The following is a 14,456-nucleotide window of genomic DNA, read 5'->3' as shown; positions in this document are numbered from 1 at the left end:
CATATGATGAATGATTTTTCAACGGACTGATCGGATCGGCATTACGCAAAACGCCGATGCGAACACGAAAATCACCGCTGCCCAGAAAATCGTACTGTAATCATTCGCAAATAAATTCAGCAAGATAGCGGCCATGATGGGGCTAAGAATTTGCGGAATATTCACAGCGGTGGTCAGGATTCCCAGATCTTTGCCTTCGTCGCCCAAGGCGCTTTCGGGCAGAACCTGAGTCATTAACGCCATGTCTATGGACATGAACATTCCGTAGCCCACGCCGATGACCGCAGCATATGTCCACATGCCGCCCATATCGGGGGAGATGAGAGGTGCGATCATCGCGCACCCCATGATCAGGCTGCCGAGAATGACGAATGGCTTGCGACGCTGGAACTTGTCCGACAGCCAGCCAGAGATAAGCGACGAAGTGACGAGACAGACAAGCGTAACCATGGCGAGATTCGCGATGGCGATATTCGATGCCTCATCCGCAAGGCCGATGTAATCGCGAAGGATGTACAGGAGATAGGCGGCCACGGCCTGATATCCCATGTAAATCAGGAAGCGGCTTGCAAAGGCCCACGCAAAATCGGGATGCTTCTTGGGGGAAATCCAGAAGCCCCTGAAGAATTCTCCCCACACAATGGGGCGGCGGGGCATGGCGTCACTGGCTGGCTCGCGATTGATGGCCACAAACGCAAGGCACGACACCAGAACTGCGCCTGCGAACAGCCCATAGGCCAGCACGCGTTCACCGGCGAGATAACCGGCAACAACTGTGCCTGCTGTCAATCCGCCAGTCATGCCCGCCCCGACCAGACCGGAAACCGAACCACGGGATTCGGGTGCAAAGCGGTCCGCTATCAGTGTCGTCATTGCCGGTTGCATTGAGTTGTAAGCGATGGCCGCCATCACCCAGAGCACCATCAGCGACCAGAAACTGGTCATCCATGATACGCCGAAAAGCGCGAGAGATCCGAACAACGAACCGATGGCAATCCACGGCGAACGTTTGCCCCACCGGCTGCGCGTGCGATCTGACAGTGCGCCGGCAATCGGGGTGGCAAGTGTCGAGAAGATCGATGTCACTGCAAACAGTAACGCCAGATTATTGGCCTTGGACCCTTCATCCAGTTCCGCGATCTGATTGGGCAACAGCACGCCAAGGACACCGCTGTAGAGCGCCATCAGCAGGAAGAAGTTCACCATCAAAGAAAGCTGCAGCCTCATGCGCTGCGGGCCCAGCAGGTAGTTATCAGCCGGGGCCTTTGCGGTTCCCATTTGTCTCTCCCGTTTTATTTTATTTTGCGTGCAGCTTACTTCTGAATATGGCCTGTGGGTGCCAGTTGGAGCCCTGCCTGTGGCGGCCTGCAGTGAGGCCCCTCGGTCGCCGCCCATCCGTCGCCCGCCTTAGGCTCCAACTCGGCCTCGTTCACTTCGATACCAAGACCCGGACGATCACCGAGTCTGATTCCGCCGCTCTCGACAGACTGATCGACGGACAGGCCGGCGGGCCACTTCCAGTCCTGCACTTCGATGCCGATCAGGTTGGGAACCGCCGCCGCTGCATGGGCCACGGGATTGGCATCGTAGCCCACAGGAGAAATGGGCAGATTGCGCGAATGAGCAGCAAGGGCCACGCGCAGAAAGTGAGTGATGCCCCAGACACTGCCTGTCTGAACTACATCGAGCGCGCCTGCTTCGAACAGAGGGGCATACTGGTCGAGCCCCGTAAGATTTTCGCCTGAGGCTACTGCTGCGCGGCAGGCCTTGGAAACATTGGCAAGCCCGGCGGCGTCCCAGCGCCGCACCGGTTCTTCGATCCACGTGAGATCAAGCTGCATCTCGATTTCATGGAGATGGCGGATCGCCTGCTTGGCATTCCAGGCTTCGTTTACATCCAGCATAAGGCCCGGACGTGCGCTGTTTTTCGACATAATGTCCCGAACGGTTTTAAGGCGCTCGATATCGCGCGTCAGATTTGCGCCGCCCTTGACCTTAGCCGATGAGAATCCGCGATCGCCCCAGCTTTGATAGTGGGCGGCGAACTCATCATCGGAAAGGCCGTGGCACAAACCAGATGCATAACCGGTGATAAATCGGTCTAACGCCCCCAGAGTTCGCCAGAGAGGTTCGTCCGCCATCTTGGCCTTGAGATCCCATAGAGCCATGTCGACTGCGGCAATGGCACCGAACGTTGCGCCAGCGTGACCGCTCTTGAAGACCTGCGACAGCATCGCATCATAGATCGCAGTTACTGCCCGTGGATCTTTGCCCTCCACTGCGCGGAAAACGCGTGCGACATCGGCATGCTGGCCAAGGCCAACGCCTGTCAGTCCGCCGTCCGTTTCGAGCAGCAGAACGGGAACTTCCGTAATCCCGTCCTGAATGATTCCGTTTACATCGCCAACCGGACGCCCCCAATCGTGAGTGGTGACCAGTGAACGATAGCCGGTAACTTTCATGCCTTTCGCACCCCGTAACAGGCCTGACAGCCCCTTTGTTTGAAAACATAGTATGTATTATCTTTTGCAACAAGCAAGCCCTTGACGTGATTTTGGTTGAAGGACAAGCGGAAAGGAATCGATTCACTTCCCATCGGGGCAAGAATATGACCAAGGAAACTGTCGGAACTCCTCCGCGAGCAAGGCGTCGGCCACGGCTATCCACCGCGGTGGTGGAGGATCTGGTGAACCTGATCGTCGCCGGAACCTATCCGGTCGGCACAGCCTTGCCGCCAGAGAATATGCTTTGCGAGATGTACGAGGTAAGCCGGACGGTTGTGCGCGAAGCGACAACCGCCCTGATAGAGAAAGGCTTAGTCGTGACGCAGCAAGGGCGCGGCACGATCGTTCGTGAAAATCAGGCCTGGAACATGCTCGATCCGGTTATTCTGTCCGCTCTGTTCAAGGGTGAGGATGGCTTGCGTTATCTGGATAATCTCTCCCAGGTGCGCGTCCTGCTTGAATCGGAAATGGCCGCCAATGCGGCGCGTGAAGGGACCAATGAACAGCGTGAGGAACTCGCAGTCCAGATCGAAAAATTGGAGGAGCTCGTCACTATTCCCTCCGCCTATGTTCACGAAGACCTGCGTTTTCACGACATCATTATGTGTATGTCGGGTGACCGGTTGAGCAAGGCCATCATCGATGGAATCCAGTCCGAAGCACTCCGCACTCATGCCTATTCAGGCAAGCTCAGTGTCGAACATGTCAAACTGACACAAGCGGCCCATCGCAAAGTGTTCGACGCTATCATGGCGCGTGATCCCGATGCTGCTGGGGCAGCTATGCGGGAGCACATCTCTGGCTCGTGGACAAAGCGGCGGACCGATTCGGTTCGCAAAGCTCAGGGCTGATCGCGCAGGTCATAAATATGCTCCATCTCCACCCAGGTCTGATCGGGAAAAGATGATAGCGGCTTTTGAAATGCGGCCATCATCCGGTCCCACTCTGCGACTTCGGGATTTGCAGCGTCGCGTTGTTTTTTTATTTCGGGATCGGGTGCGCGTTCGCTATCCTGCTCCATAATCATAAACATACGGTCGGCAATCTGCCATATCTGTAGCGAGATGACCCCGTCGGCGCGGATCGCTTTGGTCACCGCTGCGGGCGGGCCGCCGGGTTCGTGCCAGCGACGATAGGCCGCAATCATTTCGGCATCGTTGTGAAGATCGACTGCGAAGCAACGTCGTTCGATGGCCATTCCACTCTCCCGTTTCTCTCATCTCTGATTGCGCCAATCGAATTCGTTTGACGAGAGCGATTGACGGACATGAGAAACCTGCCCTAAACATAATACATCTTATGTATGAAGGGCGGGAGAGGATTGTGCCACAGCTTTTCGGCAAGACCATCAGTCGACGCGAATTAGCCAGTCGGTCTGGTTCGCTTTCGCAGTTCGCGGGAGTACGCCTTTCGACATTGGGCGACGGGGTCGAGCGGGGAAATCGCCAGCTCGAATTTCGTACCGGCAGTGGCCTTCGGTTTACGGTGCTGGTCGACCGGGCGATGGATATCGCCGAGTGCGAGCATAATGGCCGCGCGGTCGGTTGGCATTCACCATCGGGTTTTCGCAATCCCGCGCTTCATGAGTACGAAGGTGAAGGCGGTCTTGGTTGGTTCCGGTCGATGTCGGGGTTGCTGATCACGTGCGGGCTCGACCACGTGTTGTTTATGCATGAGGACGCCGCCGACCATTATCATTATGGCCCACGAGAGAAGGTTTCATCCTCTCTCCATGGCCGGGTCGGGACGATACCCGCGCGACTGACTGGATATGGCGAGGAATGGCAGGGCGACGAATGCGTCCTTTGGGCCGAAGGTGTGGTGCAGCAGTCCACCGTTTTCGGAGAGGATCTTCACTTGATCCGCCGGATCGAGGCCGATGTCGGTGGCAATGAGATCAGGCTGCACGACCGCGTGATCAACCACGGCTTTTACCGCACGCCGCACATGTATTGCTATCACATCAATGTCAGCCATCCGGTCGTGGCAGAAGGCTCGCGCTATATCGCGCCGGTGCGCGATGTTATCTGGGCCGCGCATGAAGCCGATTACCAGCGTCAGAATACCGGCTACCGCCACATACCGGCGCCGATCCCCAATTTCCACGAACAGGTCTGGCAGCACGATATGGCACCTGACACTGGCGGGCGGGTCAACGTGGCCATTGTGAACGAGGCGATGGGGTTCGGCTTTGAAGTGGAAACCCTGAAAAGCCAGTTCCCTTCGATGTACGAATGGCAAAACCTTCATGCGGGCCATTATGCGATGGGGATAGAGCCTGCAACCAACCACGTGCTGGGGAAGGACTTCGCGCGGGAGCGTGGCGAGCTGATCTGGCTCGAGCATGGCGAGGAGCGCCGTTACGACAGCGTGTTCCGCATTTTGCCCGATGATAGCGCCGTTCACGATGCGGTGCGCCGGATCGAAGCAGTGTGTCGCCAACCGAACGAAGACTATCCCAAGCCGTCGGGTCACTATCCGCCCATCTCCATTGAAGCGGAGGCCGGGGCATGAAAGGTCGGACTGTTCTCTATACCGGCGCGGCAGGTGGGCTGGGCTTCGAAACTACTCTGCTGATGATCGAATGTGGGGCGACTGTCGTCGCCGTTGATCGCAATCGCGCCAAGCTGGCGGTGCTGAAGCAGGCGGCGCGAAATCGCGGGCCGGGGCGGCTGCTGACATCCGATGCCGATATGGGCGATCTCGTCGCATATCGCACCGTGCTGGAGGGGCTTCTTGCAGAGGTCGGCGGGTTCGATATCGTGATCAACAACGCCGGGATATATCCTGCCAAGCGGTTCGAGGAATTCACGCTGGAGGAGTATCAGGCTGTCCAGCGTGTCAATGTCGATGCTGGCGTACTGGCTGTGCAGGTGTGCCTTCCGGGCATGAAAGAGCGCGGTTTTGGCAGGATTATCAATATCTCCAGCATCACGGTGTCGGGCGGTTGGGAGAACCTGTCGCCTTATGTGGCGTCCAAGATGGCGCTGATCGGGCTGACGCGTGCATGGGCGCGCGAGTTCGGGCCTGCGGGCGTGACGGTCAATGCCATCGCACCGGGCGCCTTTCCCACCGATGCCGAGAAAATTCATCCCGATCCAGAAGGTTATGAACGCATGGTACTCGATGCCCAGGCGATCAAGCGCCGTGGGCACGCGGGCGACATTGCCAATGCCATCGCATTCTTCACCAGCGACGAGTCCGGCTTCATCACCGGTCAGACGCTGCACGTGAATGGCGGATGGATCATGAATTGATAGTTTGGAAAGCAAACAGATGAAAATCCTCGAAGGAATACGCGTTCTCGATTGCTCCATCGCAATGGCGGGCCCGTTCGCGGCGCAACGCATGGGTGACATGGGGGCGGATGTTATCAAGGTGGAGCCGACCAGCGGCGAATGGCAGCGCCACGCATCGGCAGGCGGGGCCACGGGCAACAAAATCAATGTCTCGTTCCTGTCGCTGAACCGGAACAAGCGTTCGCTGGCGGTCGATCTGAAGGCCCCCGAAGGCAAGGCAATTCTGATCGACATGGTCCGCGAGGCCGACGTATTTCTGCAGAACTACCGCCCCGGTGTGGCGGAGCGGTTGGGAGTGGATTACGAGACGCTTTCCGCGATCAATCCGCGACTGATCTATATTTCGATGTCGGGTTATGGTGAAGACGGACCATACAAAGATCTGCCCGGGCAGGATCTGTTGCTGCAGGGCATGTCGGGCGCAATGATGTCGACCGGATCGGCGGGAGCGCCTCCCTCTGCGGCAGGGCAATATCTGGTCGACGCAATTGCCGCCTATTCTGCATTTGAGGGCGCGCTGGCCGCTCTGTTCCACCGTGAAAGGACGGGGGAAGGACAATTGGTGCAGGTCAACATGCTCGATGCGATTGCGACGATCCAGATGCAGGAACTGTCGGTGTTCTCTGTGGGCGGCAAACCGCAGGCGCGATCGGCTGAGCCGCATGCCCATTCGTATATCCGTGCACCATATGGCGTTTTCGCGACGTCTGACGGTTATATCACTGTGGCAATGGCATCGCTGGCCAAGCTGGAACAGTTGTTTGAAGACGAATTCTTTGCCGGGCTGAGCGACGAAACCGATGGCTGGATCAGGCGCGACGAGATTTTCGCAAGGGTGAAAGGGCATCTGCTGAAAAAAAGCAGCGCGGAATGGCTGGCCGAGATGCGCGCGCGCGATATCTGGGCGGGGCCTGTCTATGGCTACGAGGATCTGATCAACGACCCCCAGATCAAGCACAACGGAACCTTCATCGAATACGACCACCCGACAGAGGGGCATCTGAAAGTGCCTGGCTTCCCGATCCGGTTCTCGCGCACACCGTGTGCAGTGGAACGTGGCGCGCCGCTGGTTGGTGAACACAGCCGGGAAGTGATGAAGGAAGCGGGCATGAGCGACGACGCGATCGATGCGCTGATCGAATCCGGTGTGGTGCGGCAGCACGCATGACATCCACTACCGATGCGCTCGCGCCTGCTTATCGCGGGCTGACCTGGGACCATCCGCGTGGCTACAATGCTCTGGCGCGGGCAGCGCACGACGCTGAGGGTTTATCGCTGCAATGGGACCGTCACCCATTGGAGGGGTTCGAATCCCATCCGATTGTCGAATTGTGCGAGAGATACGATCTTGTCGTGCTCGACCATCCGCATGTGGGCGAGGCGGTCGCATCCGATTGCCTTGTTCCGGTTGATACACTCTTCGACGAAAGCGAGCTTGCTGCGTGGCGGCACGCGATCGCAGGGCCTTCACTAGCCAGCTATCGCTATGCGGGGAAGTATTGGGCCTTGCCGCTGGATGCCGCGACGCAAGTCATGGCCTGGCGCAACGGAAGCGTCGACGATGTTCCTACGACCTGGGCGCAGCTGGTTTCCCTGGCTGAAACGCGCAAGGTTGCGCTGTCGCTGGCGGGGCCGCATGCCTTGCTGAGCTTTCAGTCGATCTGCGCGGCATTCGGGTTCGACGCGCCTGCCCCGCGCGACAACTTTGTCGATCGCGCTATCGGCAGGGAGGCGTTCGCTGTCATGGCGGCACTGACTGGCAATCCCACGCGCGTCGCGGCGGGAATGAACCCGATCACTATGTTGGAAGCGATGTCGGCGGGCGATGGGCCGGACTTGTGCCCGCTCATTTATGGTTACGTGAATTATGCCACGCGTGGGGTGACATTCGGCAATGCACCTTGCGGTCCGAGCGGGCGTATCGGATCGATTCTGGGTGGAACCGGGATTGGAATATCGCGCCGTTGCCATGTGACTCCCGCGTTGCTGAATCATATTCGCTGGCTGATGTCCGACAGTGGGCAACGCGGGTTTCTGCCGGCCCATGACGGTCAGCCCGCTTTCCGTTCGGCATGGCGCGATCCGGGCGTGAATGCAGCGAACGGCAACTTCTTCGCTGCAACTTTGCCGACACTGGAACAGGCATCTCTGCGCCCACGCCACAATGGCGCGATCGCATTTCAGACCGCTGCGTCCCGCGTTTTGCGAGAGGCATTGCTGGCGGGTGACGATGCCGAACCGACGCTGGACGCGATCGAGCAGTTGTATCAACAGAACCATCCGGCGGGAGCCGAAACATGACCGATACCCTGATTTTCGACGTGCGCGACCATGTGGCCACGATCACTTTCAACCGGCCTGAAAAACTGAATGCCCTGACGCCGGAGATGGCGGCGGCGCTGATCGATGCTGTGTCGGAATGCAATGACAGTGACGCTGTTCGCTGTGTCGTCGTTACTGGCGCTGGCGAAAAGGCATTTTCTGTTGGCTCGGATATTTCCACGCTCGATAGCTATGCGACGCCGTGGGATTTCCGCAATCGTGACGATTACTGCGATGCGCTGCGCGCCTGTCGCAAGCCGGTGGTCGCTGCGATCAATGGCTACGCTCTGGGTGGGGGGCTGGAATCGGCCATGGCTGCCGATATCCGCATCGCATCCGACAATGCCCGCTTTGCCGCGCCGGAAATCAAGCTTGGCTGGATCGGCGGCGGCGGCATGGCGGCCGGGCTGTCCTATTGCGCGGGATCGTCCAATGCGGCGATGATGGTTCTGACCGGCGATATGATCGATGCGGAGCTTGCCAGAAACTGGGGTATCGTAAGCGAGGTGCACACGCCATCGGCGCTGATGCCGCGCGCGATGGAAGTGGCCGCTACCATTGCAAGCCGCGCGCCGATTGCAGCTGAAACGGCCAAGCTGAACTTGCGGGCCGCGCATACTATGCCATGGGACAAGGCAATTGAGTACGAGCGCGATCTGCAGGCGATCTGCTTCGCCACTCAGGATGCGGCGGAAGGTCGCGCGGCCTTTGCCGAACGGCGTGACGCGCGGTTTCGGCGGCGATAGGAGGATTCATGAACAAGCCCCGGATCCTGTTGTCCCGACGCTGGCCCGAATCGGTCGAACAGCGGTTGGCGCAAAGCTATGACGTGACATTGAACGAAAATGACGTGCCGCTCGGGCCGGATGCACTGGCCGCGGCCATGCGGGAATACGATGCCGTGTGCCCGACAGTGACCGATCGACTGGGGGCCTCCGCAATCGAAGGCGCCGGTGTGCGTGCCCGGATTATCGGCAACTTCGGTGCCGGTATCGAACATGTCGATCTGGATGCGGCGCGGCGCGCTGGCATTATAGTCACCAACACGCCCGACGTGCTGACCGATGCCACCGCCGATATCGCGATGACTCTGCTGCTCATGGCGACACGTCGTGCGGGCGAAGGGGAGCGTGAATTGCGGGCCGGGGAGTGGACCGGCTGGCGGCCCACGCATCTGTTGGGCTCTTCGCTGTCGGGCAAAGTTCTGGGGCTGGTCGGGTTCGGCCGGATCGCACGGGCAGTGGCCGACCGCGCGAAGGCATTCGGCATGACCATCGCCTATTATAGTCGCACTCCGAAGCCGGACATGCCCGAAGGCAGCTATCACGCGTCGCTGGCCGACCTTCTGGCCATTTCGGATGTTGTGTCCCTGCATGCGCCGGGCGGTGCGGAAACCCTCCACATGATCGATGCGGCAATGCTGAAATGCATGAAGCCGAACGCGGTTCTGCTGAATACCGGCAGAGGCACTTTGGTTGACGAAGCGGCGTTGGCCGATGCGTTGCGCGACGGCACGATTGCGGCGGCAGGCCTCGACGTTTTCGAAAGCGAGCCCAAAGTGCATCCGGGTCTGGTGAATTTGCCCAATGTGGTGCTGCTGCCCCATCTGGGTTCGGCCACACTGGAAACACGCGAGGCGATGGGCATGAAGGTTACCGACAATCTCGACCGCTTTTTTGCCGGGCAGGAACCGCTTGACCGCGTTGCCTGATATCGTCGCTCCGGCGATAGAGGGTTGGCTGTCGGACGGTGATCGGCCAATCGTCGTGGGCATCTGCGGCGCTCAGGGCAGCGGAAAGTCGACTCTCGCAGGCCAATTGGCGGAACGCCTTGCGCGCGATGGACTGAAGGTCGCCACGCTTTCGCTAGACGATCTCTATCTTGGCACGGAGGCGCGGCGGGAGCTGGCGCGCAATATCCACCCGCTTTTCGTCACTCGCGGTGTTCCAGGAACCCATGATGTGGCGCTTGGCATGGCGGTGATCGATGCCATCCGGGCCGGCGAAACGGTTGCCTTGCCGCGGTTCGACAAGGCTAGCGACGAACCGGTTCCCCGTCACCTGTGGCCGGTTGTCGATGGCCGGGTTGACGTGCTGTTGTTCGAAGGGTGGTGCGTTGGCGCGACAGAAGTCGCGCGAGACGACTTGGCTACCCCTGTGAATGCACTGGAAGCGGATGAAGATCCTGCAGGTCACTGGCGAACGGCAGTGAACGATTTCCTCGCAGGGCAATATCAGGCTTTGTTCCGTCGTATCGACCGCCTGATCCTTCTGGCAGCGCCGGGCTTTGAAGTTGTGCATCAGTGGCGGGTCGAGCAGGAACGCACGCTGGCCCGGCGCATGGTGGAAGAAGGGCGCGATTCGGCGCTGATTATGAGCGATGCGGAAATCGCCCGCTTCATCAGTCATTACGAGCGGATTACCCGTTCGATCCTTAAAACCATGCCATCGCACGCCGATCTTGTCGTCTATCTGGACAAGGGGCGCTGTATCATCGGCTGATCCGAAAGCGGGCTTGTTTTCCAGCCAAACATAATACATCATACGATGAAAATGGACTGGGAGAATATCTGTTGCCTGAAGGATTTGCCGAATTCAGCCGTCGTACCGCGCTTTATGGGCTGGGGGCCGCATTTGCTGCGAGCTCGGTCCCGATCCGGGCGGCTGGCAGCCTGTCCGGCTTTCACGATATCCGGGACTATGGCGCGGTTGGCGATGGGAAAGCGATCGATTCCAACGCTATCAATCGCGCGATAGAAGCGGCCAGCGCCAAGGGTGGCGGTACTATCGTCGTGCCGCCGGGCGAGTATCTGTGCTTTTCCATCCGTTTGAAGAGCCACATCACGCTGGTGCTTATGCCGGGATCGGTGATCGTTGCCGCCGATCCCGACAAACACGCAGGGCAATACGATCTGCCCGAAGGCGTGTTCGAGGAACAACTGGTCGATTACGGCCTTGCTCACTTTCACAACAGCCTGATCTACGGCGACGGAGTGACCGATATCGCTATCGTCGGGTACGGCATGATCTTTGGTCGCGGGCTGGATCGCGAAGGACCACCGCCGCGCTGGCATGGGATCAAGGGCTGGAAGTCTCCGTCAGAGCTGGGAATGACAGCCGACGAAGCGCGCCGCGCTATCCCGCTGGAAATGAAGTACGAAGGGCGTGGTAACAAGGCTATCGGGCTGACGCGGTGCCGCAATGTCGTGCTCGAAGATTTCAGCATCCTGCAGGGTGGGCATTTTGCCTGTTACGTGCTTGGCTGCACCAATGTGCGGATCGAGGGGCTGACTGTCGATACCGATCGCGACGGCATCGATCTCGATTGCTGTCGCGATGCAAAAGTGGTGAATTGCACCGTCAACGCCCCGAAAGACGACGCTATCGTGCTGAAAAGCAGTTATGCGCTGCAAGAGGCGCGGTTCTGCGAAGATATTCAGATCATCGGCTGCAAAACCAGCGGCTATCTGCTCGGCACCGTGCTCGATGGCACCTATCAGAAATCGCCTTACATGGCGCCGGACAATGTCGGTGTGCTGGGGCGCATCAAGCTGGGTACGGATTCGGTTGCCGGTTTCCGCAACATTCTGATTGCCGACTGCATGTGCGAGAATTCGCGCGGTATCCAAATGGGCGCGATCGATGGCGGTGTGCTGGAAGACGTGACTGTGCGCGATGTCAGCTTGCGAAATCCTGTGAACCATCCGCTGTTCCTGCGGCTCTCGGCGCGCAATCGCGCACCACGTGGCGCAGGCGTCGCGCGGGTCAGGCGGGTGCGCTTTTCCGATATTCAGGTGTCGGGCGCGCGAATGGAATATCCCTGCGGCGTGGTCGGGATCGAGGATGGCATCATCGAAGATGTGAGCCTGAGCGGGGTGCATATTACAGCTGCCGGTGGCGGCAGTGCGGCCGATGCGGCGCGCGCGGTGCCTGAGCGCCGCACTTCGAGTCTGGAGCCCAGCTTTATGGGTATTTTGCCAGCTCACGGCCTTTATGCGCGACACGTGCGTAATCTGGGTGTCACCGATATGCGGGTTGAAGTGGAGAGCGCGGATGCGCGTCCGACAATTGCGTTCGAGAACGTGCAGGGCGCTGTGATCGACGATCTTGTTTCGACCAAAGACGCAAAGCGTGCTGTCCGTATTGCCAAGGATTGCCGGAATGTGGCCGTCCGTGACGTATCCGTTCTGGAGAGTGCGACATGACGCACCTGATTACCAATCTCGTTGGCAGGATTGCTCTGGCCATTCTCGCAACCATCGCGCTTGCTCAGCCAGTGAGTGCCGCGGAAGGAGTGCCCCTTCACGACGGGTGGCAATTCATCAAAGGCGACCCTGCGGGCGCATCTGCCCAGACTTATGATGACGACGGCTGGGCCAGCGTTACTGTCCCGCATACCTACAATGCCGTGGATTCCGGGATTGGCGGGGCAAAGGCACGTGGGGAGCCCGAAGGAAAATACTATCGCGGGCCTGCGTGGTATCGCCTGATGTTCGATCATGCATCCACAGTTGGCAAACGCCAGATCCTCCATTTTGGAGGGGCGACGTTAAAGGCCGATGTCTGGCTGAACGGGCGCAAGGTCGGGATGCACCGCGGAGGATATGCTGCATTCCGCTTTGACGTCACGGAATACCTGAAGGCAGGGCGGAACATTCTTGCCGTGCGTGTCGATAATTCCAAAAATCCTGAGATTTCCCCTCTCAACGGTGACTTCAATGTGTTCGGAGGTCTCTATCGCGAGGTTCGGCTGATTGAAGTGCCCGACCTGCATTTCGACCGGATGAACCATGCCGGCCCGGCGATCCGCGGGTGGACCGAGTCGATCGGTAAAGGCTCCGCAAGAATCGGCACGACCGTGGAACTGGTGAATTCGCGTTCCCAGCCGACCCGGTTCGAGCTTGAAACGCAGATCGTCGATGCCGCTGGCGTGGCGGTGGCCACTCAGCGTGATGGTGTGCAGCTTGCCGCGGGTGAGAAGCGCGCGATGCCCGCTTCCTTTACCGTAGCGAATCCGAAGCTATGGCGGGGCCGGGCAGACCCTTATCTCTACCGGATACGCAGCCGGATCATCGAAGGGGATGCGGCTATCGACAGCCAGTCTGTGCCGCTTGGCATCAGGACGGTTGCTGTCAAAACGGATGGCACCTTTCTGCTCAACGGCGAGCGCTATCCTCTTTATGGCGTGAATATGCAGATGCCGACGCGTTTCGGCCGGGGGCCTATCGTGACCGATGGCGAGATCGACGAGGATATGCGCCTGATCGATGAAATGGGCGCAACCGGTATCCGTCTGGCGCATATGCAGCATCCCCCACGCGTGTATGATCGGGCGGACGAACTGGGCATGCTGATTCTGACCGAAGTGCCACTGATCGACGATCACGACCAGTCTGATGCCTTTCGTGAAAACCTCGTCCAGCAAATGAAAGAACTGATCGCGCAGCACACCAACAATCCGTCTGTGGCGCTGTGGGGTATCGGGAACGAAATCCGCGTGTCGGATGCCGCGTCGAACCGTCTTCTGGCCGATCTGAACAAGACTGCGCATACGCTGGACCCATATCGCCCTACTACATATGCCCATTGCTGTCTGGACGATGACGATCCCATCGCGCAGCACAGCGATACGGTGTCTTACAACCGGTATTTCGGCTGGTACTGGACCAAGTCGGAAGACATTGGCCCCTGGGCGGACGAACTCCATACCAAGATGCCAAACCGGCCGATCGGTGTGAGCGAGTACGGTGCGGGCGGCTCGATCCGCCATCAGGAAGATCCGGTTGTGAAGCGCCCGGAATCGAATGGTTACTGGCATCCCGAACAATACCAGACCGATTTCCACATCAAGCACTGGCTGGAGATGAAGAAGCGGCCGTTCTTATGGTCCACCTTCGTCTGGGTCGCGATCGATTTTCCATCGTTCAAGCGGAACGAAGGGGATCGGCCTGCCATCAACGACAAGGGTCTGATTACAGAGGATCGCACGCCCAAAGATGCCTATTACTGGTATCAGGCCAACTGGGCCGAAAAACCGATGCTGCACATCGCCAGCAGTCGTGACACGCAGAAGCGTACCCGGCAGGTTAAAGCGATGGCTTTTTCCAACCTGCCAGCGATCGAAGTGCGCCTGAACGGTGGCGAATGGACTTCCGTGAATGTGGAAGATCGCATGGCCAAATGGACCGTCGAACTGGCAGATGGCGCCAATCTGGTGGAGGCACGCGCGCGCACCCCGGATGGCAGGCTGCTGACCGACAAGGTTGGTTGGCGGTACGATCTGCGACCCTGAGCCGCCTTCCATACGAACGGCTATCAATAAAAAGGGGCGC

13 protein-coding genes are annotated in these 14,456 nt (G+C 59.0%); 10 read left to right on the top strand and 3 right to left on the bottom strand.

The genetic code is table 11. The features are described 5' to 3' along the window. Nucleotides 1-18: 18 nt before the first annotated feature. A complete protein-coding gene (locus D6858_RS05030; protein WP_120107733.1) occupies nt 19-1,278 on the bottom strand; it encodes an MFS transporter in 1,260 nt (419 codons plus the stop codon). Nucleotides 1,279-1,313: 35 nt separating this feature from the next. Then, entirely contained in the window at nt 1,314-2,462 is a 1,149-nt protein-coding gene (locus tag D6858_RS05025; RefSeq protein WP_120107730.1) for a mandelate racemase/muconate lactonizing enzyme family protein, read from the bottom strand. A gap of 146 nt (nt 2,463-2,608) precedes the next feature. Here D6858_RS05025 and D6858_RS05020 point away from each other — a divergent pair, with 146 nt between their 5' ends. Beyond that, the gene (locus tag D6858_RS05020) at nt 2,609-3,355 is read left to right on the top strand and encodes a FadR/GntR family transcriptional regulator (protein WP_120107728.1); all 747 of its coding nucleotides are present in this window, start codon (nt 2,609-2,611) and stop codon (nt 3,353-3,355) included. Here D6858_RS05020 and D6858_RS05015 read toward each other — a convergent pair. Continuing rightward, nucleotides 3,346-3,702, bottom strand: coding sequence for an L-rhamnose mutarotase (locus D6858_RS05015; protein WP_120107726.1), 357 nt, complete (start codon nt 3,700-3,702; stop codon nt 3,346-3,348). The genes D6858_RS05020 and D6858_RS05015 overlap by 10 nt on opposite strands. Before the next feature lie 125 nt (nt 3,703-3,827). Here D6858_RS05015 and D6858_RS05010 point away from each other — a divergent pair, with 125 nt between their 5' ends. From D6858_RS05010 to D6858_RS04970, 9 genes are all read left to right on the top strand, one after another. Further along, complete coding sequence (locus tag D6858_RS05010) at nt 3,828-5,018, top strand: aldose 1-epimerase family protein (RefSeq protein ID WP_120107986.1); 1,191 nt, start codon at nt 3,828-3,830, stop codon at nt 5,016-5,018. Continuing rightward, the gene (locus tag D6858_RS05005) at nt 5,015-5,761 is read left to right on the top strand and encodes an SDR family NAD(P)-dependent oxidoreductase (RefSeq protein ID WP_120107724.1); all 747 of its coding nucleotides are present in this window, start codon (nt 5,015-5,017) and stop codon (nt 5,759-5,761) included. Before D6858_RS05010 ends, D6858_RS05005 begins: the two co-directional genes overlap by 4 nt. 19 nt (nt 5,762-5,780) lie before the next feature. After that, nucleotides 5,781-6,971, top strand: coding sequence for a CaiB/BaiF CoA transferase family protein (locus D6858_RS05000; protein ID WP_120107983.1), 1,191 nt, complete (start codon nt 5,781-5,783; stop codon nt 6,969-6,971). Next, nucleotides 6,968-8,104 (top strand): extracellular solute-binding protein, encoded by a 1,137-nt coding sequence (locus tag D6858_RS04995; RefSeq protein WP_120107722.1) that lies wholly within the window; start codon nt 6,968-6,970, stop codon nt 8,102-8,104. Before D6858_RS05000 ends, D6858_RS04995 begins: the two co-directional genes overlap by 4 nt. After that, nucleotides 8,101-8,871, top strand: coding sequence for an enoyl-CoA hydratase/isomerase family protein (locus tag D6858_RS04990; protein ID WP_120107720.1), 771 nt, complete (start codon nt 8,101-8,103; stop codon nt 8,869-8,871). The genes D6858_RS04995 and D6858_RS04990 overlap by 4 nt, the downstream gene beginning before the upstream one ends. A gap of 8 nt (nt 8,872-8,879) precedes the next feature. Beyond that, entirely contained in the window at nt 8,880-9,836 is a 957-nt protein-coding gene (locus tag D6858_RS04985) for a 2-hydroxyacid dehydrogenase (RefSeq protein WP_120107718.1), read from the top strand. Next, nucleotides 9,820-10,626: a kinase gene (locus D6858_RS04980; protein WP_120107716.1), complete on the top strand. Its 807-nt coding sequence runs from the start codon at nt 9,820-9,822 to the stop codon at nt 10,624-10,626. Before D6858_RS04985 ends, D6858_RS04980 begins: the two co-directional genes overlap by 17 nt. A gap of 71 nt (nt 10,627-10,697) precedes the next feature. Then, complete coding sequence (locus D6858_RS04975) at nt 10,698-12,329, top strand: rhamnogalacturonidase (RefSeq protein ID WP_120107713.1); 1,632 nt, start codon at nt 10,698-10,700, stop codon at nt 12,327-12,329. After that, entirely contained in the window at nt 12,326-14,416 is a 2,091-nt protein-coding gene (locus D6858_RS04970) for a glycoside hydrolase family 2 protein (RefSeq protein WP_120107710.1), read from the top strand. The genes D6858_RS04975 and D6858_RS04970 overlap by 4 nt, the downstream gene beginning before the upstream one ends. Nucleotides 14,417-14,456 lie beyond the last annotated feature (40 nt).

Source organism: Tsuneonella suprasediminis, assembly GCF_003605755.1.
Classification (GTDB): domain Bacteria; phylum Pseudomonadota; class Alphaproteobacteria; order Sphingomonadales; family Sphingomonadaceae; genus Tsuneonella; species Tsuneonella suprasediminis.
This window is presented reverse-complemented; position numbering and strand designations above follow the sequence as displayed.

Bases quoted from the DNA above. Each gene is read 5' to 3' on its own strand.
- D6858_RS05030 (WP_120107733.1), bottom strand. From the start codon at position 1,278: ATGGGAACCGCAAAGGCCCCGGCTGATAACTACCTGCTGGGCCCGCAG.
- D6858_RS05025 (WP_120107730.1), bottom strand. From the start codon at position 2,462: ATGAAAGTTACCGGCTATCGTTCACTGGTCACCACTCACGATTGGGGG.
- D6858_RS05020 (WP_120107728.1), top strand. From the start codon at position 2,609: ATGACCAAGGAAACTGTCGGAACTCCTCCGCGAGCAAGGCGTCGGCCA.
- D6858_RS05015 (WP_120107726.1), bottom strand. From the start codon at position 3,702: ATGGCCATCGAACGACGTTGCTTCGCAGTCGATCTTCACAACGATGCC.
- D6858_RS05005 (WP_120107724.1), top strand. From the start codon at position 5,015: ATGAAAGGTCGGACTGTTCTCTATACCGGCGCGGCAGGTGGGCTGGGC.
- D6858_RS05000 (WP_120107983.1), top strand. From the start codon at position 5,781: ATGAAAATCCTCGAAGGAATACGCGTTCTCGATTGCTCCATCGCAATG.
- D6858_RS04995 (WP_120107722.1), top strand. From the start codon at position 6,968: ATGACATCCACTACCGATGCGCTCGCGCCTGCTTATCGCGGGCTGACC.
- D6858_RS04990 (WP_120107720.1), top strand. From the start codon at position 8,101: ATGACCGATACCCTGATTTTCGACGTGCGCGACCATGTGGCCACGATC.
- D6858_RS04985 (WP_120107718.1), top strand. From the start codon at position 8,880: ATGAACAAGCCCCGGATCCTGTTGTCCCGACGCTGGCCCGAATCGGTC.
- D6858_RS04970 (WP_120107710.1), top strand. From the start codon at position 12,326: ATGACGCACCTGATTACCAATCTCGTTGGCAGGATTGCTCTGGCCATT.